This is a genomic window from Micromonospora echinospora (assembly GCF_014203425.1).
Lineage (GTDB): Bacteria > Actinomycetota > Actinomycetes > Mycobacteriales > Micromonosporaceae > Micromonospora > Micromonospora echinospora_A.
In genome coordinates this window covers 3,888,700-3,907,745 of record NZ_JACHJC010000001.1, presented here as the reverse complement: position 1 = coordinate 3,907,745, position 19,046 = coordinate 3,888,700, and the positions used below count along the sequence as shown (strand labels likewise).

The following is a 19,046-nucleotide window of genomic DNA, read 5'->3' as shown; positions in this document are numbered from 1 at the left end:
CCGCCGGTCGTGGCGGGACGGTCAGCGGAGCGCCCCTCCGGCGGTGACCGGGGGCGCGGCGGACGAGGGTCGGGTCGGCGGGGTGGGACCGAGCGTGGGCAGGCCGGCGATGTGCCAGGCGGCGAAGCCGCCGACGACGTCGGTGGCGCGGCGCAGGCCGATGTCCTGGAGCGCGGCGGCGGCCAGCGACGAGGTGTAGCCCTCCTGGCAGAGCACGATCACCGGGACGTCGTAGTCGACCGCCTGCGGCAGGCGGGCGGCGCAGCGCGGGTCGAAGCGCCACTCCAGCACGTTGCGCTCGACGACGAGCGCGCCGGGCACTGTGCCCTGCGCGGCGCGCTGGGCGGCCGGGCGGATGTCCACCAGCAGCGCGCCGGTCCGGCACGCCAGGTGCGCCTGTTCCGGGTCGAGGCGGCGCAGGCGGGCCCGGGCGGCGGCGAGGATCTCGTCGATGCCCCGCGAGCCGGGCGGCGGGACCGGACAGCGCTCGGTCGCGGTGGTGGGGGTCTGCGCCATCGTGGCGTCCTTCCGTTCGTCGGGGTTGCGGGGGCTGGTCACCAGGCCACGCCGGCTTCGGCCACCTCGGCGACCTGGAGCCGGCCGGCGACGAGGTGGTAGCGGGTCATCCGGGTCAGCGCCGGCCGGTACACGTGCACGCTCACGGCGGGCTCGTCGCCGTGGTTAGTGACCTGGTGCACGTGCCGGGCGCCGAAGCGCCGGCCGGTCCCGGCGGCGAGGCGGTGCGGGCGCAGCCGCGCGCCGCTGACCGTCTCCTCGGTGAGCACGCCGGCCACGACCAGGAAGGCGCCGGCGCAGCCGCCGTGGTCGTGCAGGCCGGTGCCCTGTCCGGGCAGCCAGCTCAGCGCCCACACCTCGTGCTCGTCGCCGGCGTCCAGGCGGGCGTACCACCGCTCGGACGCGTCGAAGCGCAGCGGCACCGGCCAGCGGGCGGGGTCGGCCCAGCGGGCGGCAGCAGCGAGCAGATCGGCGGGAACGGTGCTGGTCATCGGCGGGGCGTCCTCACGGTGCGGAGCGGATGTGCCCCACCAGCCTAGACGGCAAAGCCTATAGGTTTAGTAGGTAATACCAGATACTGGGACGCCGGGCGCGGCTCAGCGGCGGACCGGCGGGTCCACCCGGTACCCGGGCACCGACGGCCAGCGGACGGTGAGCACCGTGGACTCCCGCTCCGCGTACCAGGAGTGGTCCACGCCCCGGCCCCACACCACGTAGTCGCCGGGCGCGCGCAGCACCACCGTGCGATCCGGCAGCTCGATCCGGAACGCCCCGCTGATCAGCACCAGCAGGGCGGTACGCCGCTCACCGGTGGCCCACCGGGACCGGCTCTCCCCCGCCGGGTGCACGCCCCACTTCACCTCCACGTCGGTGCTGTGCCGCACGTCGCCGGCCGGCTTGAAGTGGCCCAGCAGCCAGCCCGCGTCGGTCGCGCCGTCCACCGCCGCGTTGCCGACGTACACCCGATCGTCCATGTGCGCGCCTCCCGTGCCCGGCTGCGCAAGCTACCAGGCGCGTCCGGCCACGACGCCATAGCCTGGGCGGATGCCCGACGAACTCGACGACGAGACCATCGCCTTCGCCCACCGGATGTTCGACCTGGCCCGGGCCGGCGCCACCGAGGAACTGGCGGCCAACGTGGACGCCGGGCTGCCGGTCAACCTCACCAACGCCAAGGGCGACACGCTGCTGATCCTCGCCGCGTACCACGCCCACCCGGACACCGTGACCGCGCTGCTCGCCCGGGGCGCCGACCCCGCCCGGGTGAACGACAGGGGGCAGACCGCGCTCGCCGCGGCGGTGTTCCGGCGCCAGGAGGCTGCGGTCCGCGCGCTGCTGCACGCCGGCGCCGACCCGGACCACGGCGGCCCGTCGGCTGTCGAGACCGCCCGGTTCTTCGAACTGCCCGACATGCTGGCGCTGCTCGGCCGCGAGTGAGCCCCAGGCGGTATACAGAGACGGTGGAGGATCCCGCACCCGAGCGGATGCGCACGGCCGCGGCGGCGTTCCTGGCCGCGCTGGACGAGCCCGCCCGCGACGCCGCCCGGCACGCCTTCGACGACGAGCCGGCCCGGCGGTGGCTGGAGTACCGGCCGCGGCCCCGGCCCGGCGTCGCGCTCGACGGCCTGGACGTCACCGCGCGCAAGGCCGCACACCGGCTGCTCGCCACCGCGCTCAGCCCGGCCGCGTACGCGCAGGCCATGACCGTGATGGCCCTGGAAGAGGTGCTCGACCGGGCCGAGGGGTGGCGGCGCGGGCGGCACAGCGGCGACTACTGGGTGGCCGTCTTCGGCGACCCGGACCGCGACGACAGCTGGGCCTGGCGGTTCGAGGGACACCACCTGTCGGTGAGCATGACAGTCGCCGACGACCAGGTCTCCCCCGCGCCGGTCTTCCTCGGCGCCAACCCGGCCACCGTCCGGCACGCCGGCCGCCCGGTGACCCGGCCGCTCGGCCCGGAGGAGGACCTGGCCCGGGAGCTGCTCGACGCGCTCGGTCCGGGCGGCCGGTCCGCCGCGATCGTCGCCGACGAGGCGCCCGCCGACATCATCAGCGCGACCCGGGCCACCGCGCCCGGCCGGCTCGACCCGCTCGGCGTACCCCGGGGGCGGCTCGGAGCGACCGGCCGGGCGCTGCTCGACCGGCTGGTCGCCCTCTACCTGGACCGGCTCCCGCCGGAGCTGGCGGCCCGGGAGGCCGCCCGGCTCGACGACGGCGAGCTGCACTTCGCCTGGGCCGGCCCGGTCGAGCCGGGCCGGCGGCACTACTACCGCGTGCAGGGCGAGGACCTGCTCATCGAGTACGACAACACCACCGACGACGGCAACCACGCGCACACCGTGCTGCGCCGCCCGGCCGGGGACTTCGGCGCCGACGTGCTGGCCGCGCACCACGCCGCCGCCCACCGGCCCGGCCCGCTCAGTCCCGGCGCGCCTCGATGAGGAACCGGCGGGCGTACGCGACGAACGGCCCCTCGGACCGGATCCGCTCGTCCAGGCGGCGCAACTCGTCCCGGTAGCGGCCCACAGTGAAGCCGGGCACCGTCCAGACCACCTTGCGCAGGAACCAGACCACCGCGCCGACGTCGTGGAAGACGGTGCACAGCGTGGCCTCGCGCAGGTCGACGACTGTCAGCCCGGCGGCCCGCGCGTCGGCGACAGCCACCTCCGGGTGGCGGTGCTCCGGCGGCGGCAGCGGCCCGAGGATCGCCTCGCTCAGCTCCCGCACCGTGCCGGGGCCGATCTGCTGGGACAGGTAGGCGCCGCCGGGCCGCAGCACCCGGGCCACCTCGTCCCACCAGGTGTGCACCGGGTGACGGCTCACCACCAGGTCGAACGTGGCGTCCCGGAACGGCAGCGGCGGGCGGTCGGCCACCCGCACCACTGTCGCGCCGAGCGGGAGAAGGTTGCGCCGGGCCACCGGCACGTTCGGCGGCCACGCCTCGGTGGCGACCAGCAGCGGCGGCGGCACGGGCACCTCGGCGAGCACCTCTCCCCCGCCGGTGTCGATGTCGAGCGCCGCCTTCACGGCGGCCATCCGGTCGCCGACGAGGCGCGCGTACCCCCAGGACGGGCGCTCCTCGGTGGCCCGGTCGCGCAGCCAGTCGAAACCCCAGCCCTCGACCGGCGCTGCCTCGGCTTCGGCGACGAGTTCCTCGAACGTCCTGACCATGCCCGCGAGCCTGCCGCTCCGCGCCGAGCGCGGCAACGGATTTCGGCCGGCGTCAGTACGGGCGCGGACGGGCGATCTCGACGGTGGACCCGGCGGGCACGTCGGCGAACGGCTCGAACCCGGCCGGCTCGGTGACCCGGTCGAACTGCTGCATCAGCCGCGCGCCCAGGGCCACCCCGACCGCACCGACGCCCAGCGCGACGATTTCGGCGGCGAGCAGGACACCGTTCGCGCCCCGCTGCGGCGCGCTCGCCCGGATCAGGCAGGAGAGCAGGAACAGCGCCGCCATCACGGCGTTGACGAGGTTGAACATCAGCACCGTACGGCTGGTCCGGCCGGCCCGCACGTCCCACAGGTCGACCATCCCGGCGACAGTGGTGAGCCCGGCCGCGACGAGCGCGGCCACCGCCGTCCAGTAGCCCACCTCACCGAGGAACGCCGGACCGCCCGCCACGTCGGCCAGGTCGAAGACCGCGGCACAGACGAACAGGCCGAACGGAAACGTCACCAGCATCGGTTGGATGGGGTGCCCCTGCACCCGCAGCCGGCTCTGCATCGCTTCCTCCCCAGGTCGGCGCAGCTCACCAGTCCAGAGTGCTACCCGAGGCGCCGCGAGGCGAAACGACTGTCGCTCAGTTGTCCCGGGGCCGGGAGACGGTCAGCACGAGCCGCTCGGCCACCTCGCGCAGCGGGATGTCCAACGAGGAGGCCGCGCTGCGCAGCACCCGCAGCGCCTCCGGGGCGGGGCAGCCGCGCTGCGTCATGATCACGCCGACGGCCTGCCCGACCACCCCCTCGGCCAGCAGCGCGTCGTCGAGCTGACCGGCCCGGGTGGCCGCCCGCTCGCGGTCGCGCGCGGCGGCGAGCAGCAGCCCGGCGTGCTCGGCCAGGAGCATCGCGGTGAGCTGGTGCCGGGGCGTCAGCGCGTCGGGCGAGTCGGCGTAGAGGTTGATCGCGCCGATGACCTGCTCGTCGATGTCGACCGGCGCGGAGATCACCCCGTGCACCCCCAGGGCGCGGGCCCGCTCGCTCCAGACCGGCCAGCGCGTGTCGCCGGACAGCCCGCCCGCGGTGATCATCTCCCGGCGGCGGATCGCGGTCATCGCCGGCGTGTCCGGGCAGTGCCGCAGGTCGTCCAGCTCGGCCCGGTCCGGGTCGGAGGCGGCCACCCCGGCGGGCTCACCGGCACGCAGCGCGGTGAAGCCGCAGGAGTCCACTGCCGGCACGGCGTCGCGGGCGATGCGGACCAGGCGGTCGAGCGCCTCGTCGAACCCGGCCGCGCCGATCAGTCCGGCGGTCAGCTCGCGCAGCAACGCGGCGGTCTCCAGCACACCAAGGTTGTCGATCATGGGTTGGCGCGTGTCGAGGTTCACCGGGCCGTGGCCTCCACCGTCCACCCGATGTTCCCGCTCGGCGTCGTTGCCTGTCCCATGTCCGTCCCTCCTGTGGCCGGGCCTCGGCCTACTACCCTCCCAGACCGCGGGCGAAACCGCGCAAAAAGGGCCCCTCCCGGTCGCGCCGGAAGGGGCCTTTCCGCGCGGGTCAGCGCGACCCGGAGATGAGCCGCCGCCCCACCGAGGCGATCAGCCGGTCCAGCTCCGAGCCGAACGGGTTGTCGTGCACGAGGTACGTCCAGGTGGCGCTCGGCCGCACCAGCTTGGCGGAGTCCGGCTCCCAGCCCTCGTCGAACTCGGTCTCCTCGAACGTGGCCACGGTCCGCGTCTCGATCTCGGGCACCAGCGCGTTGAACGCCGGCACCGCGCTGCGGTGGAACTCGTCGAGCGGGTCGAGCCGGCCCAGCGCCCGCAGGTGCACGCCCTCGCGCACCTCGGACAGCTCGGCCAGGTGGTCGGCCCAGAGCCGGTCCAGGTGATAGAGGGCGATCTTGCGGGCCACGTCGGCGAGCAGGTCCTCGTCCATCTCGCCGGCCTTCTCCGGCACCCGCTCCAGCAGCATCAGCGCGGCGATGTCGCTGGTCAGCAGCCGCTCCCGGCGCTCGGCGAGCGCCTTGCGCTGCTGCTCGATCACCTGGCTGTAGCGCCACGTGTTGCGGTGGATCTCGTGGTTGACGCCCTCGGCGACGCGCTGGGCGTGCTCGACCGCGTAGTCGACCTGCGGGTCGGTGACCAGGCCGTCGGCGTTCATCCGGGGCGAGGCCGGGACGGTGTCGCCGGCGTGCCGGACGACCAGGTCGTCCTCCAGGCTGACGAAGAACACCGAGCCGCCCGGGTCGCCCTGCCGGCCGGCCCGGCCGCGGAGCTGGTCGTCGACCCGGCGGCTGTCGTGCCGGCCGCTGCCGATCACGTACAGGCCGCCCAGCTCCGCCACCCGCTCGCGGTCGGCCTGGTCGCTGCCGCCCAGCCGGATGTCGACGCCCCGGCCGGCCATCTGCGTGGAGACCGTCACCGCGCCGTACGCGCCGGCCTCCGCGATGATCCCGGCCTCCTCGTCGTCGTTCTTGGCGTTGAGCACCACGCACGACACGCCCGCGGCGTTCAGCGCGGCGGCCAGTCCCTCGGACTCCTTGACGTCGAGCGTGCCCACGAGCACCGGCCGCCCCGCCTGGTGGCAGCGCGTGATCTCGTCGACCAGCGCCTCCTCCTTCTCGGCGCGGGTGGCGTAGATGCGGTCCGACTCGTCCTCGCGCACGCACGGGGTGTTCGGCGGGATCACCGCCACCTCGAGGCCGAAGAACTCGCGGAGCTGGTCGCCGACGAGCACCGCGGTCGCTGTCATCCCGCAGACCGTCGGGTAGAGCGCGATGTACGCCTGCACGGTGACCGTGCCCAGCACCTCGCCCTCGGCGGTGGCGTCCAGCCCTTCCTTCGCCTCGACCGCGGCCTGCAACCCGTCGGGCCAGCGGCGGCGCTGCGCGACCCGGCCGCGCATCTCGTCGATCAGCTCGACCGAGTCGTCCCGGACGATGTAGTCAACGTCGCGGTGCAGCAGGGCGTGCGCGTGCAGCGCCACGTTCACCGCGGAGAGCTGCCCGACGTGCTCCTCGTCGTACAGGTCGATGCCGCCGAGCTTGGCCTCGACGGTGGCCAGGCCGACCGAGGTGAAGGCGACGCTGCGGCCGTCCTCGGCGACTGTGTAGTGCTTGCCCTTGCGCAGCCCGCGCACGAGCGCGGCGGCGGCGTGCGCCGGGTCCTGCTCGCCGCCGACCGCGCCGGCCAGCACCATCGGCACCCGGGCCTCGTCGATCAGGATCGAGTCGGCCTCGTCCACGATCGCGGTCTTCAGCGGCGGCTGCACCCGGTCGGCCAGGTCGGTGACGAGCTGGTCGCGCAGGAAGTCGAAGCCGGCCTCGCTGACCGAGACGTAGGTGACGTCGCAGGCGTACGCGGCGCGCCGCTCGTCGGGCGTGGACGCCTCGTTGACCCAGCCGACGGTCAGCCCGAGCAGGTCGTAGACCGGCGTCATCCACTCGGCGTCGCGGCGGGCCAGGTAGTCGTTGACGGTGAGCACGTGCACCGGGCCGTTGCCCAGCCGCACGTGCCCGTACGCGGCGACGGTCGCGGTGAGCGTCTTGCCCTCACCGGTGGCCATCTCGGCGACCTTGCCGGACAGCAGCGCCATCGCGCCGAGCAGCTGCACGTCGTAGGGGCGCTGGTCGAGCCCGCGCCGGGCCGCCTCGCGACCGATCGCGCAGATCTCCTCGTATCCCGACGCCTGGCCGGCGGCCTCGGTCAGCTCGGCGTCGGAGAGATTCTCCAGGTCAGCCTCGCGCGCCTCGATCGCCGGCAGCAGCTTCTCCAGCGGAGCCAGGTCGACAGTCGTCCCCGGGCGCTGGAGGAACCGGCGGAACCTGGTCTTCAACCGTTGCGACACACCCATGAGCGGCAACGGTACGCGAACCGGAGCCGATTGTGACCCCCGCCCGCCGCGCGCCGGGTTCCGCCCTTCGCGTCCGCTTCGGTCGATCATGAGGTTGGCGGCGTTCGGCGTCCGTTTTGTCGCCGCCAACCTCATGATCGACGCCCTGGAAAGAGGGCGGGTCAGGGGGTGAGGACCACCTGGAGTTCGGAGCGGCGGCGCTCGGCCAGGTCGGTCAGCAGGGCCGGGGCCTCGTCCAGCGGGACCACGGCCGAGATCAGGTGCTTGCGGATCACGTCGCCGTACTGGCGCAGCAGCTCCACCGTCTCCGCGGACAGCCGCTCGCGGTCCCAGGTCGGGGTCAGGCCGCGCGGCACCCGGCCGATCTGCGCGCAGCGCAGCGACAGCCCGTTGTGGTGGAACTCCTCGCCGAGCCGGACCGCGTCCGCGCCGGCCTGGTAGAACGCCAGGTCGATCACCGTGCCCTGGGGGCGCAGCAGGCGCAGCGCGAGCTGCAACGCCCAGTCCTGGCCGCGGCACTGGAAGACCACGTCCGCGCCCCGGTCCCCCGCCGCGTGGTTCCACCGGGTCTTGAGCAACACGGCCGGGTCGTCCGCGTCCGGGTCGAGCGTGTCCAGCCCGAGCGCCTCGGCCACCTGTCGGCGGGCCGGCGTCGGATCGACCACCACCACCGAGGCGGCGCCGTGGCGGCGGGCGAACAGCGCGGTGAGCAACGCGACCACGCCGCCGCCGACAACCGCCACCCGGCGCCCGCGTACGCCGTCGCCGAGCGAGCGCACGTCGGCGCCGCACAGGTCGGCGGCGGCGTGCAGCAGCCCGTTGGCGCAGATCGGGCCCATGTGCGCGACGTAGACGCCGAGCAGCGGGTCGAGGTCGTCGGGCAGCGGCACGAAACGCTCGGTCAGCGGGTCGGCGACCCAGCCGCTGCGGTGTCCGTACGTCATGGCGCCGACCTCGCCCACCGCGACGGCCGGGGTGCGGCTCTCCACCACGCGCCCGACCTGCATGTAGCCGAGCCGGGTCACCGGGTACGGCGTGCTCGCCTCCCCGGGCCGGAACAGTCCGAGCCCGGCGTCCCAGGTGACGTGCAGGTACGGGTTGGTGCCCTTGACGAAGCTCAGCTCGGTGCCGGCCGAGACGCCGCTGTAGAGCGTCTCCACCCGGAACGTGCCCTCGCGCAGCTCCGGCGCGTCCAGTTCGGCCAGCTCGACCCGGCCGGGGCCGGCGACCACCACCACGCGGTCACGCATCGACGCTCACCCCCGCGTCCGCGACCGGCACGGTGAGCCGCGACGCCGGCCCGGTCGGCAGCGCCACCGGCCGGCCGGTCCGCGCCGACTCGGCCACCGCGAGCGCGAGGCGGTGGGTGCGCAGCGCCTCGGCGTACGGAACCCGGACGTCGTCGCCGAGGCCGCACACGGCGTCGACGAAGGCCCGGTCGACGGCGACACGAGCGGCGTCCGGGTCGGCGGGCAGGTGCCGCTCGCCGTCGCCGTCGCGGATCGTCAGGCCGTCCTCGGCCAGCCACAACGCCAGGCCGTCGGCGAGGATCTCCACGCCGGCCCGGTGCTTCCAGCCCAGCACGCACGACGCGGCGAGCGTGCCGACCGCGCCGGAGCCGAAGCGCAGCGTCGCCGCGGTCACCGAGTCGATGTCGGCGCCGTCGACCGGCGGCGGGCTGCCGTCGCCGTACGCGCTCACCTCGACCGCCTCGCCGGCCAGCAGCCGCACCAGGTCGAGCACGTGCGCGGCCTGCTCGACCACCGGGCCGCCGGAGCGGTCCCGCCGTGCCCACCAGGCCACCGGCGGCACCTTGTCCAGCCAGGCGCCGTTGACCATCCGCACCGGACGGCCGGCGAGCAGCCGCCGGGCCTCCTCGACCACGTGCAGGTAGCGCCAGTGGTGCCCGACGCCGGTGAGCAGCCCGCGCCGCTGCACCAGCGCCGCGACCCGCTCGGCGGTCTCCAGGTCCAGCGCCACCGGCTTCTCCACGAACATCGGCACCCCGGCGGCGACCACCGCCTCCTCGACCGGGCCGTGCGCGAACGGCGGCACGCAGACGTACACCGCGTCCGGGCCGGCCCCGAGCAGCTCGTCCACGTCACGGAACACCCGGCCGCCGTACGTGCCGGCGAGTGCGCCCGCCGCGTCCGGCGCGACGTCTGTCACGCCGAGCAGTTCCACGTCCTCGAAGCCCCTGAGCACCCGGGCGTGGCGTTGCGCCACCCCGCCGGCTCCGACAAGTCCCACCCGGCAGGCACGCATCCGACCAACCCTCTCGCCACGACTGGAGAAACTGCGGACACCACTCCCCCCGGCGGCGTCGCGCCAAACTCCGCCGAGGTGCGCAACGCAACGTTCATGCGCCCGGAACCTCCCGGTACGCGGCAGGTGATCAGGATGTTGGGCAAGATCCGGTTAGCGCGGATGCGGGATTGGGAAAACCAGATCCGCTAGTCCACCGTCGATGGGGGTGCCTGTGCGGGAAGCAGATTCGACAGTCTCACCAGTGGTTGAGGCGTGGGCCACGTACCGCACCAGCACCGCCGCCGACTGGCCGGCGCAGCGACTGGTGCGGGCCAAGGGAAACAGCCGGGTCAGCGTGGTGCTGCCGGCGCGCGACGAGGAGGCGACGGTCGGCGCGATCGTGTCGACGGTCCGGGAGCACCTGATGGACCGGGTGCCGCTGGTCGACGAACTGATCGTGGTCGACTCCCGCTCCACCGACCGGACCGCGCAGGTGGCGCGCGCGGCCGGCGCCGAGGTGGTCAGCCAGGACGCCATGACGCGCGGGCTGCCCCGGCTGACCGGCAAGGGCGACGCGCTCTGGGCCGGGCTGGCCGCGGCCGAGGGGGACGTGGTCGCGTTCATCGACGCCGACCTGCGCGAGTTCCGGCCGCACTTCGTCACCGGACTGCTCGGGCCGTTGCTCACCGATCCGGGCGTGGACTTCGTGAAGGGCTTCTACCACCGGCCGCTGGTCGGCGCGACGAGCGTGGAGCCCGACGGCGGCGGGCGGGTGACGGAGCTGATGGCCCGGCCGCTGCTCAACCTGTTCTGGCCGGAGCTGGCCGGCTTCGTGCAGCCGCTCGCGGGCGAGTACGCCGGCCGCCGCCAGGTGCTGGAGCGGGTGCCGTTCGTCACCGGGTACGGGGTGGAGACGGCCATGCTCATCGACCTGCTGGAGATGGTCGGGCTGGACGCGCTGGCCCAGGTCGACCTGGGCGAGCGCAAGCACCGGCACCAGGACACCGCGGCGCTGGGCCGGATGTCCGCGCAGATCATGCTGACCGCCTGGTCACGGCTGCAACGGCGCGGCTGGGCGGCGCCCGGGGTCTCGCCGGGCGCGCTGCTGACCCAGTTCCGCCGCGGCGGCTCGGAGGCGCTGCCCAACCTGGACCGCGAGATCGTGGTCAACGACGTGTCGGTGCAGGAGCGCCCGCCGTTGGCGCAGTTGCGGCACCGCATCCCGCGCCGCCGCCGGGTCGCGGCCGCGTGAGCGCGAGGAGGAGCAACGCATGACGCTCACCGTGCTGATGAACGCCGGTCCGTGGCTGTCCGTGCCGCCGCCCGGCTACGGCGGGATCGAGAACGTGGTGGCCACGCTGGTGCCGGAGCTGCGCCGGCTGGGCGTACGGGTGGTGCTGGCCTCGGTGGAGAGCAGCACGCTGCCGGTGGACGAGAAGATCGCGGTCTTCCCGGACGGCCAGTTCCACGCGCTGCAACGGCCGTACAACCAGGTGTGCGGCGTGTCCCAGGCGCACCTGTCCGGGGTGGTGCGGGCGCTGTACGCCCGCGACGACATCGACCTGGTGCACGACCACGTGGAGGCGGTCGGGCTGGCCACGCTCGCGGCGATGGGCCCGGACGCCCCGCCGGTGCTGCACACGCTGCACTGGGACCTGGCCAAGCACCCCGAGCTGTACGGCAACCTCGACGGCGGCGACCGGGTACGGGTCAACGGGGTGTCCGCGTCGCAGCTGGCCCGCGCGCCGGAGGCGCTGCGGGCGCACTCGGTGGGTCACGTGCACCTGTCCACCCCGCTCGCGGTGGGCGCGGACCGGCACGCGCCCGTGCCCAAGGGCGACCACGTGGTGATCCTCGGCCGGATCAACCCGGGCAAGGGGCAGGACCTGGGCGCGCGGCTCGCCCACGAGGCCGGTTTCCCGCTGGTGCTGGCCGGGCCGGTCGGCCCGTACCACCGGCCGGAGGATCTCGCCGCGGCCGGCGACGAGGCCCGGCAGAACCCGGACGTGCGCTTCTTCCACGACCACGTCGCGCCGTACGTCGACGGGGACCGGGTGCGCTGGGTCGGCACGGTGGCCGGGCGGGACCGCGACGACCTGGTGGCCTCGGCGCGGGCCTCGCTGTTCCCGCTGCGCTGGGAGGAGCCGGGCGGCACCGCGGTGGTCGAGTCGCTGTCGCTGGGCACGCCGGTGGTGGCGACGGCCCGGGGCTGCCTGCCGGAGCTGATCGAGCACGGCCGCACCGGCCTGCTCACCGGCGACGAGGAGGAGCTGGGCGAGATGGTCCTCGCCGCCGGCGGCCTGGAGCCGGACGAGTGCCGGCGCGAGGCGGCCCGCCGGTTCACCCCGGCCCGGATGGCGCAGCGCTATCTGGAGCTGTACGAGCGGGTCCGCCAGGGCGCGGCGCAGCCGTTGCAGCCCGCCTGATCCGGTCGCGAACCCGGCGCCGGCCCGGCCACCCCGCGTGGCCGGGCCGGCGTTTGTCCGCGCCCGGCCCGGGAAACCGTCGCTGCCCCGCGTGGCGAGGAGGCCGGCGTGACGAACTCGATGGCGCACTCCCGGGCGCGCCGCAACCCGGCCGACGGCCGGGCGCCGGTGCGTCGGATCGCCTCGGGGTTCGCCGTGCTCCTGCTGCTGCTCGGCGCGCTGGGCTTCGTGCCCGGCATCACCAGCGACTACGCGGACCTGCGCTTCGCCGGGCCGGGGTCGGGCGCCCGGCTGCTGGGGCTGTTCCAGGTCTCGGTCGTGCACAACCTGGTGCACCTGGTCCTCGGGTGGCCGGGCTGGCGCTGGCGCGCAGCGTGGCCGGGGCCCGCGCGTTCCTGATCGGCGCCGGGGCGATCTACCTGGTGCTGTGGCTGGCCGGTCTGGGAATCGACCGGCGCGACGCGGCGAACGTGCTGGCGGTCAACCGCGCGGACGCCTGGCTGCACCTGCTGCTGGGCGCCGTCATGCTGGTCCTGGGCCTGCTCGCGGCGCGGCGCGGGAACCGCGGCTGACCTGCGCCCCGGTGACCTGGATGCCCGGTTTCGGGGGCCGGGGGCCCGGGTACGTCCGTAGTTCTACCGGCTGCGGGAGGCGGACGAGCGTCCCGGCCGGGCGACCCTCCCCGACGAAACGGAAACGAGGACGGCGATGGTGACCCGGATCAGGTGCGAGGTCCGCGACGAGTCGCCGATCACTGTCGTACGGCTGGCCGGCGCGCTCGACCTGGCCACGATGCGCGCGGTGCACGAGGTGCTGGACGGGTGCCTCGCCGCGCAGCCGGACGCCCTGGTGGTCGACCTGGAGGAGATCGAGGTCGGCGAGCCGCTGGCGCTGTCCGTCTTCGCCGCCGCGGCGCGCCGGGCGGCCGACTGGCCGGCGGTGCCGATGGTGCTGGCCGCGCCACCGGCCGAGACGGCGGCCTGGCTGGCGGAGACCACCGCCTGCCGGGTGGTGCCGGTACGGCGGGACTGCGCCGAGGCGGCGGCGCTGGCCGGCGAGGACTCGGCGCCCCGGCTGCGGGCCCGGCTGGAGCCGGTGGCCGGCGCCTGCCGGCGGGCCCGGGAGATGGTCACCGAGGCGTGCGGCAGGTGGAACGTGCCGGAGCTGGCCGGCCCGGCCTCGCTGGTGCTCAGCGAGCTGGTCGGCAACGTGGTGCGGCACGCCGGCACCCCGATGCAGGTGACGCTGACGCTGCGCCGGCCGTACCTGCGGGTGGCGGTGATGGACGGCAGCCCGGCCGACGCCCGCGCCGCGAGCAGCCGCGACCCGCGCGAGGAGGGGGGCCGCGGGCTGATGCTGGTGCGGGAGCTGACCCAGCGCTGGGGCAGCACTCCGGTCGGCGCCGGCAAGGTCGTCTGGGCCATGCTCCCAGCTAATTGACCGAATTCTCCGCTCTCGCCTGGTTACATGGGCAGGGGGCCGGGTACGCCCGCCCGTCCTGTCTGTCGTCACACGGGGTGAGATGCCATGCCCAAGCGGGTAGTCACGGAACCGGCACGAGACCGGGGGCCCGCGATCCTCGCGCCGGCCCGGTTCGGGGGATTCCCCGGGCCCGTACGGGAAGCGGTGAAGGGCAACGCGCTGTGGCGGTTGCTGCGCACCACCGACGCCAAGCAGATCGGCCTGCTCTATCTGATCACGTCGTTCGCGTACTTCATCGTCGGCGGGATCCTGGCGCTGGTCATCCGGGTGGAGCTGGCCCGGCCGGGGATGCAGGTGGTCTCCCCGGAGCAGTACAACCAGATGTTCACCATGCACGGCACGGTGATGCTGCTGCTGTTCGCGACCCCGCTGTTCTTCGGGTTCGCCAACTACCTGGTGCCACTGCAGATCGGCGCCGCCGACGTGGCGTTCCCCCGCCTCAACGCGTTCGCGTACTGGCTCTACTTCCTGGGCGCCCTGATGGTCGTGGGCGGATTCGCCACCCCGGCCGGCGCGGCGGACTTCGGCTGGACCGCGTACACGCCGTTGAGCACCGCGCAGCACTCCCCCGGCGTCGGCGCGAACCTGTGGGTGGTCGGCCTGGCCGTGTCCGGCCTGGGCACGATCCTCGGCGCGGTCAACCTGATCACCACGATCGTGACGCTGCGCGCGCCCGGCATGACGATGTTCCGGATGCCGATCTTCACCTGGAACGCGCTGCTCACCAGCGTCCTGGTGATCTTCGTGTTCCCGCTGCTGGCCGCCGCGCTGCTGGCGCTGGCCTCGGACCGGCTGCTGCACTCGCACGTGTACGACGCGACGACCGGCGGGCCGATGCTCTGGCAGCACCTGTTCTGGTTCTTCGGTCACCCCGAGGTGTACATCATCGCGCTGCCGTTCTTCGGCATCATCACCGAGATCATCCCGGTGTTCTCCCGCAAGCCGATCTTCGGCTACACCGGCCTGGTGCTGGCCACCATCGCCATCACCGTGCTGTCGATGACGGTCTGGGCGCACCACATGTTCGCCACCGGGCAGGTGCTGCTGCCGTTCTTCAGCATCCTGAGCTTCTTGATCGCGGTGCCCACCGGGGTGAAGTTCTTCAACTGGATCGGCACCATGTGGAAGGGCCAGATCACGTTCGAGACGCCGATGCTGTTCGCCGTCGGCTTCCTGGTGACGTTCCTGCTCGGCGGTCTGACCGGGGTGCTGCTGGCCAGCCCGCCGCTGGACTTCCACGTCACCGACAGCTACTTCGTGGTGGCGCACTTCCACTACGTGATGTTCGGGACCATCGTGTTCGCCGCGTTCGGCGGGCTCTACTTCTGGTTCCCGAAGATGACCGGGCGGCTGCTCGACGAGCGGCTGGGCAAGATGCACTTCTGGACCATGTTCATCGGCTTCCACGCCACGTTCCTGGTGCAGCACTGGCTGGGCAACGAGGGCATGCCGCGCCGGTACGCCGACTACCTGCCCGGCGACGGCTTCACCACGCTGAACACGATCTCCAGCATCGGCTCGTTCGTGCTCGGCGCGTCCACCCTGTTCGTGATCTGGAACATCTGGAAGTCGTGGCGGTACGGCGCGCTGGTCACCGTGGACGACCCGTGGGGCTTCGGCAACTCGCTGGAGTGGGCCACCACGTGCCCGCCGCCGCTGCGCAACTTCGACCGGATGCCGCGCATCCGCTCCGAGCGCCCGGCGTTCGACCTCAAGTACGGTCCGCTCGTCTCCGACCTGGGCCGGGACCTGCCGCAGCGCACCACGAAGCCGCCGCAGACGTTCCGGGAGGAGTTGCACCACGAGCACCACGCGCCGGAGTCGCCGTCGGCCGGCGGCGCGTACGGCGCGCCCGAGGCGGTGGACTACCAGCCCGCGCCGCAGTCCGGCGCCCGGCCGGTGGAGGTGCCGGCGCCGGAGGAGGTGCGCCGGCCCAGCTTCGAGGAGACCGACGAGCCGGAGGACAGCGCCCTCAACGCCGAGCGCGACGAGCAGCCCAACGAAAGGTGGCGGCACCCGCGCGGGCACGGGGACACCCCGGAGAACTGAGACGGAGCACGAGGGCCGGCGCCGTGCGGGCGCCGGCCCTCGTCGTACGCCACGCGCCGGCTCCCCGTCGTGGGGAGCCGGCGCGGTACGTGCGTGCGGCGGGTCAGTCGGCGGCCGGCAGTCCGGCAGCGGTCAGCGAGCGGCGCACCGCCGGCTGCACCCGGGTCAGCCGCAGCGGCACCCCGGTACGCGCGGCGGCGTCCCGCCCGGCCATCAGCGCGGCGATCCCGCCGGCGTCGAAGCCACCCGCCCCCACCAGGTCCACCACCACCTCGCGAGGCTGCCCGGTGACCGCCTTGAGCACGGCCCGGCGCAGCTGGTCCGCGCCGGCCCGGTCGACCTCGCCGCCGACCTCGACGACCACCCGGTCGCCGTTCTGTTTCACCGAGATGCGGGCCTTCGCCGGCTCGGCCTCGGCGGCGCCGTTCTGCCAGGGCGGCGGCGCTTCGGCCAGCATCGCCTGGCGCAGCCAGGTCAGCGCCCGCGACAGCAGCCGGGACACGTGCATCTGCGAGATGCCGAACCGGGCGGCGATCTCCGCCTGGGTCTGGTTGCCGTAGAAGCGCATCGCCAGGATGCGGCGCTCCCGCCAGGGCAGCCGGTGCAGCAGGCCGCTCACCGTAACCCGGTCGTCCACCGACTCCAGCGCGTGGTCGGACTCGCCGACCAGGTCACCGAACTCGGCCGAGCTCTCCCCGCCGACCGGCGCGTTGAGCGACGCCGGGCTGTAGCCGGCGGCCGACTCCAGCGCGGCCAGGATCTCCTCCTCCGGCGTCTCCAGCCGGGCGGACAGCTCCGCCACCGTGGGGGCGCGGGACAGCTCGCTGGTGAGCGTCGCCGTCGCCTGCCCGACCTCCAGGATCAGGTCCCGCAGCCGGCGCGGCACGTGCACGCCCCAGGTGCGGTCGCGGAAGTGCCGTTTGATCTCGCCGACGATGGTGATCGCCGCGTACGCGGTGAACGAGCCCCGTTCCGGGTCGTACCTGTCGACGGCGTTGACCAGCCCGAGACGGGCCACCTGCTCCAGGTCCTCCAGCGGTTCGCCGCGTCCCCGGTAGCGCCGGGCCAGCCGGCCGGCGAACGGCAACGCGAACCGGACCAGGTCGTCCCGCGCCTCCTGCCGCCGTTCCGGTGGCAGTCCCTCGATCCGGGCCGCGTACGCGAGCGCCGCGGCGTCCAGGTCCTCCAGGCCCCGGTCGGTGGTCGGTGGTGTGGGTCTGGGTGTGGTGGTCTGTCCGAACATCCGCGCCCCCCTCGCCGAAGGTCCCCGCCCGGTCGTAACCGGTCGTGCGCGTGGTCGGACCACGCACCGGGTGAGGAAGTTGGGTTACGTGACGGAGTACGTCGAAAGCGGTGGCCGTTCGCCGCACGGCGTGTGGGCCGTTCCGCGGCGAGCGTTCTTCCCGCTCCGTAGGTACTCAATCACGGACCGCAGGATCGCGAGGATGTTTCGCCAGGATGCCCGGCGCGCCGTCACCGGCGGGCGCGTCAGCAGACCAGCAGGCCCTGGTGGGCACCGGCGTCGCGGAGCGCGGCGAGGGCGTCGGCCATCCGCAACGGCGGCGGCGCGGGCAGGTCGCAGGGCTGGTTGCGCAACACCTCCGTGGCACGTCGGGTGGGTACCGAGGCGACCGGATACCCGCGCGCGGCACCCCGGTCCAGCGCCCGGCGGCGGCGCCCGAACCCCGCCACGGCGAGCCACTGCGGCAGCCCCGCGTGCGCGGGCGAGCGCAGGCCGGGCGGCTCGGCCAGCACGTCCACCGAGCTGAACGGCTCGCTGCCGGCCAGCCACCACTCGACGCCCGCCACCCGGCGCGCGGTGGCGTTCTCGCACCAGTAGGGCACCAGACCGGCCCGCAGCACCTGTCCCGGATCGAGCAGCCGACCGCACTCCACCACCAGCCGGTCCCCGGTCTTACCGGCCCGCCGCAGCCAGCGCCGGTACAGGTCGGCAGTCACCGCGCTCAGCGCGTCCGGCTGCGGCACGACCACCCGGTACAGCGGATGCCCGTGCCGATCGCCCCAGGAGCGGGCGTCGTGCTCGAAACCGGACTCCACTCCGTGTTCGGCGAACGCGCCCGCCACCGTCACCTCCGGCGCCGCCCAGCGCGCCTCGTCCCCGCCGGCGGCGCGCAGCACCTGGCCCAACGCGCGGGCGTCGGGGTGGAAGTCGACCGGGTCCAGCCCGCCGGCCGGGCAGCCGGCCTGGAAGCTGTGCCCGTCGCCGCCGTCGCGCACCGGCCAGGTCCGGGCGTCGTGCAGCAGCAGCACCGGCGCCGCCGGTTCCAGCCGGTCGGCCAGGAAACGCGCGTACGCCCGGGGCAGCGCGCGCCAGCGGACCGCGAACGTCACCACCGCGCCGGCTGCCGCGCCCCGGCTGGCCGGGCAGTGCACCTGCCGTACGTGCACCCTGGGGTTGCCGGTGAGCAGCCGGTCGGCCAGCGGGACCCCGTGGTCGTACGCGGCGTCCGGGCGGTCCACAGCGCCCCGGCTCCACTGGGCGGCGACCTCGAAGCCGGCCGGCAGCCAGGGCACGCCGAGCGCCACCGCGAGGTGGGCGGCGGCACCGTGCGGCGAGCCGAGCACCACCCCGGGCCAGCGCCGGTCCGGGTACTGCCCGGCGAACCATCCGGCCACCCGTTCGGCGTCCACGGCGGCGACCTGGGCGGCGGTGAGCGCCGCACGCCCGGCGGCCCGGACGGCGGCGGCGCGGCGTACCGGCTCGGGCGCGCCGGTGAGGCGGGACAGCGCACGCGGGTGGCCCAGGTCGCCGCAGTCGTCGCCGCGCAGCGCCCGGGCGGTCACGGCGACCAGGATCCGGGCGGCGCTGCCGGCCGCCACCACCCGCTCCGCGGGCAGCCCGGCGCCGCTGACCGGCGTCCGTTCGACTCGTTCGCTCACCACGCGGCCCGGCTTCCCGTCCCTCTGGGGTCTAAACGGGGCATCTCCCCACTGGTGAGGACCAAGGCCCGCCCCATGGCCGCACCGCCCGCGGCACCCAGCTACGCCGTCGCGCCGCGCGCCCGCCGTCGTGGGCGCAACGGCGCTCGGACGCGGGTTTGGGCCGGACCGGGACGGGCACTGCAGGGCGCATGCCCGACGACGAGAGCACCCCGGCGGCGACCATCACCCCGTACCGGGACGGACCACTGCTGGTGCGCGGCGACTTCGCGCTCGTCACGCCCGACGGGACGCCGATCGAGACGCGCCGGGGCACGGTGGCGCTGTGCCGGTGCGGCAAGAGCGCGATCAAGCCGTTCTGCGACGGCACGCACAAGGTGGCGGGTTTCCGGGCCGGCAGCGACCGCGAGGCCTGAC

General features: G+C 74.6%; 18 protein-coding genes and 1 pseudogene. 8 read left to right on the top strand and 11 right to left on the bottom strand.

Annotation, left to right across the window (positions count from 1 at the left end; translation table 11 throughout):
- Positions 1-21 precede the first annotated feature (21 nt).
- The 3 genes from FHU28_RS18070 to FHU28_RS18060 form a co-directional block, all read right to left on the bottom strand.
- Positions 22-516, bottom strand: a complete 495-nt coding sequence (locus FHU28_RS18070) for a rhodanese-like domain-containing protein (RefSeq protein WP_184685714.1) — start codon at positions 514-516, stop codon at positions 22-24.
- A 38-nt stretch (positions 517-554) separates the two neighbouring features.
- Positions 555-1,007, bottom strand: coding sequence for a cysteine dioxygenase (locus tag FHU28_RS18065; protein ID WP_184685713.1), 453 nt, complete (start codon positions 1,005-1,007; stop codon positions 555-557).
- A gap of 105 nt (positions 1,008-1,112) precedes the next feature.
- On the bottom strand, positions 1,113-1,490 hold the full coding sequence (locus FHU28_RS18060; protein WP_030504031.1) for a cupin domain-containing protein: 378 nt from the start codon (positions 1,488-1,490) through the stop codon (positions 1,113-1,115).
- A gap of 70 nt (positions 1,491-1,560) precedes the next feature.
- Between FHU28_RS18060 and FHU28_RS18055 the strand changes: the two genes are divergently transcribed.
- Positions 1,561-1,953, top strand: a complete 393-nt coding sequence (locus FHU28_RS18055; RefSeq protein WP_116510638.1) for an ankyrin repeat domain-containing protein — start codon at positions 1,561-1,563, stop codon at positions 1,951-1,953.
- Between the two features lie 47 nt (positions 1,954-2,000).
- The gene (locus FHU28_RS18050) at positions 2,001-2,957 is read left to right on the top strand and encodes a DUF3500 domain-containing protein (protein WP_221454133.1); all 957 of its coding nucleotides are present in this window, start codon (positions 2,001-2,003) and stop codon (positions 2,955-2,957) included.
- Here FHU28_RS18050 and FHU28_RS18045 read toward each other — a convergent pair.
- The 6 genes from FHU28_RS18045 to FHU28_RS18020 all read right to left on the bottom strand — a co-directional run bounded on the left by FHU28_RS18045 (position 2,935) and on the right by FHU28_RS18020 (position 9,789).
- Positions 2,935-3,687 carry a class I SAM-dependent methyltransferase gene (locus FHU28_RS18045; RefSeq protein WP_184685709.1) on the bottom strand — a complete coding sequence of 251 codons (753 nt, stop codon included), beginning with the start codon at positions 3,685-3,687 and terminating at the stop codon, positions 2,935-2,937. The two genes, FHU28_RS18050 and FHU28_RS18045, sit on opposite strands and share 23 nt — an antisense overlap.
- 52 nt (positions 3,688-3,739) lie before the next feature.
- Positions 3,740-4,243: a DUF2231 domain-containing protein gene (locus FHU28_RS18040; protein ID WP_184685707.1), complete on the bottom strand. Its 504-nt coding sequence runs from the start codon at positions 4,241-4,243 to the stop codon at positions 3,740-3,742.
- A gap of 76 nt (positions 4,244-4,319) precedes the next feature.
- Positions 4,320-5,036: a GAF and ANTAR domain-containing protein gene (locus FHU28_RS18035; protein WP_221453230.1), complete on the bottom strand. Its 717-nt coding sequence runs from the start codon at positions 5,034-5,036 to the stop codon at positions 4,320-4,322.
- A gap of 193 nt (positions 5,037-5,229) precedes the next feature.
- Entirely contained in the window at positions 5,230-7,524 is a 2,295-nt protein-coding gene (secA2, locus tag FHU28_RS18030) for an accessory Sec system translocase SecA2 (protein WP_184685703.1), read from the bottom strand.
- A gap of 161 nt (positions 7,525-7,685) precedes the next feature.
- Entirely contained in the window at positions 7,686-8,774 is a 1,089-nt protein-coding gene (locus tag FHU28_RS18025; RefSeq protein WP_184685701.1) for a zinc-binding dehydrogenase, read from the bottom strand.
- A complete protein-coding gene (locus FHU28_RS18020) occupies positions 8,767-9,789 on the bottom strand; it encodes a Gfo/Idh/MocA family protein (protein WP_184685700.1) in 1,023 nt (340 codons plus the stop codon). Before FHU28_RS18020 ends, FHU28_RS18025 begins: the two co-directional genes overlap by 8 nt.
- A gap of 202 nt (positions 9,790-9,991) precedes the next feature.
- Between FHU28_RS18020 and FHU28_RS18015 the strand changes: the two genes are divergently transcribed.
- The 5 genes and pseudogenes from FHU28_RS18015 (at position 9,992) to ctaD (ending at position 15,728) form a co-directional block, all read left to right on the top strand.
- Positions 9,992-11,023 (top strand): glucosyl-3-phosphoglycerate synthase, encoded by a 1,032-nt coding sequence (locus FHU28_RS18015; RefSeq protein ID WP_184685699.1) that lies wholly within the window; start codon positions 9,992-9,994, stop codon positions 11,021-11,023.
- A 19-nt stretch (positions 11,024-11,042) separates the two neighbouring features.
- Positions 11,043-12,197, top strand: coding sequence for a glycosyltransferase (locus tag FHU28_RS18010; protein ID WP_184685698.1), 1,155 nt, complete (start codon positions 11,043-11,045; stop codon positions 12,195-12,197).
- A gap of 120 nt (positions 12,198-12,317) precedes the next feature.
- A pseudogene (locus FHU28_RS18005) lies at positions 12,318-12,769 on the top strand (DUF4383 domain-containing protein).
- Between the two features lie 136 nt (positions 12,770-12,905).
- Positions 12,906-13,637: an ATP-binding protein gene (locus FHU28_RS18000; RefSeq protein ID WP_184685697.1), complete on the top strand. Its 732-nt coding sequence runs from the start codon at positions 12,906-12,908 to the stop codon at positions 13,635-13,637.
- Positions 13,638-13,724: 87 nt separating this feature from the next.
- Positions 13,725-15,728, top strand: coding sequence for an aa3-type cytochrome oxidase subunit I (gene ctaD / locus FHU28_RS17995; protein ID WP_184685696.1), 2,004 nt, complete (start codon positions 13,725-13,727; stop codon positions 15,726-15,728).
- 103 nt (positions 15,729-15,831) lie between these two features.
- Here the strand turns inward: ctaD and FHU28_RS17990 are convergent, their stop codons facing one another.
- Together FHU28_RS17990 and FHU28_RS17985 are read right to left on the bottom strand one after the other, a co-directional pair.
- A complete protein-coding gene (locus FHU28_RS17990) occupies positions 15,832-16,971 on the bottom strand; it encodes a SigB/SigF/SigG family RNA polymerase sigma factor (RefSeq protein ID WP_184685695.1) in 1,140 nt (379 codons plus the stop codon).
- 245 nt (positions 16,972-17,216) lie between these two features.
- Positions 17,217-18,632: a hypothetical protein gene (locus FHU28_RS17985; protein WP_184685693.1), complete on the bottom strand. Its 1,416-nt coding sequence runs from the start codon at positions 18,630-18,632 to the stop codon at positions 17,217-17,219.
- A gap of 188 nt (positions 18,633-18,820) precedes the next feature.
- On the opposite strand from FHU28_RS17985, the gene FHU28_RS17980 reads away from it, so the two are divergent.
- The gene (locus tag FHU28_RS17980; RefSeq protein WP_073829723.1) at positions 18,821-19,045 is read left to right on the top strand and encodes a CDGSH iron-sulfur domain-containing protein; all 225 of its coding nucleotides are present in this window, start codon (positions 18,821-18,823) and stop codon (positions 19,043-19,045) included.
- Position 19,046 lies beyond the last annotated feature (1 nt).

Bases quoted from the DNA above. Each gene is read 5' to 3' on its own strand.
- FHU28_RS18070 (WP_184685714.1), bottom strand. From the start codon at position 516: ATGGCGCAGACCCCCACCACCGCGACCGAGCGCTGTCCGGTCCCGCCG.
- FHU28_RS18065 (WP_184685713.1), bottom strand. From the start codon at position 1,007: ATGACCAGCACCGTTCCCGCCGATCTGCTCGCTGCTGCCGCCCGCTGG.
- FHU28_RS18060 (WP_030504031.1), bottom strand. From the start codon at position 1,490: ATGGACGATCGGGTGTACGTCGGCAACGCGGCGGTGGACGGCGCGACC.
- FHU28_RS18055 (WP_116510638.1), top strand. From the start codon at position 1,561: ATGCCCGACGAACTCGACGACGAGACCATCGCCTTCGCCCACCGGATG.
- FHU28_RS18050 (WP_221454133.1), top strand. From the start codon at position 2,001: ATGCGCACGGCCGCGGCGGCGTTCCTGGCCGCGCTGGACGAGCCCGCC.
- FHU28_RS18045 (WP_184685709.1), bottom strand. From the start codon at position 3,687: ATGGTCAGGACGTTCGAGGAACTCGTCGCCGAAGCCGAGGCAGCGCCG.
- FHU28_RS18040 (WP_184685707.1), bottom strand. From the start codon at position 4,243: ATGCAGAGCCGGCTGCGGGTGCAGGGGCACCCCATCCAACCGATGCTG.
- FHU28_RS18035 (WP_221453230.1), bottom strand. From the start codon at position 5,036: ATGATCGACAACCTTGGTGTGCTGGAGACCGCCGCGTTGCTGCGCGAG.
- secA2 (WP_184685703.1), bottom strand. From the start codon at position 7,524: ATGGGTGTGTCGCAACGGTTGAAGACCAGGTTCCGCCGGTTCCTCCAG.
- FHU28_RS18025 (WP_184685701.1), bottom strand. From the start codon at position 8,774: ATGCGTGACCGCGTGGTGGTGGTCGCCGGCCCCGGCCGGGTCGAGCTG.
- FHU28_RS18020 (WP_184685700.1), bottom strand. From the start codon at position 9,789: ATGCGTGCCTGCCGGGTGGGACTTGTCGGAGCCGGCGGGGTGGCGCAA.
- FHU28_RS18015 (WP_184685699.1), top strand. From the start codon at position 9,992: ATGGGGGTGCCTGTGCGGGAAGCAGATTCGACAGTCTCACCAGTGGTT.
- FHU28_RS18010 (WP_184685698.1), top strand. From the start codon at position 11,043: ATGACGCTCACCGTGCTGATGAACGCCGGTCCGTGGCTGTCCGTGCCG.
- FHU28_RS18000 (WP_184685697.1), top strand. From the start codon at position 12,906: ATGGTGACCCGGATCAGGTGCGAGGTCCGCGACGAGTCGCCGATCACT.
- ctaD (WP_184685696.1), top strand. From the start codon at position 13,725: ATGCCCAAGCGGGTAGTCACGGAACCGGCACGAGACCGGGGGCCCGCG.
- FHU28_RS17990 (WP_184685695.1), bottom strand. From the start codon at position 16,971: ATGTTCGGACAGACCACCACACCCAGACCCACACCACCGACCACCGAC.
- FHU28_RS17980 (WP_073829723.1), top strand. From the start codon at position 18,821: ATGCCCGACGACGAGAGCACCCCGGCGGCGACCATCACCCCGTACCGG.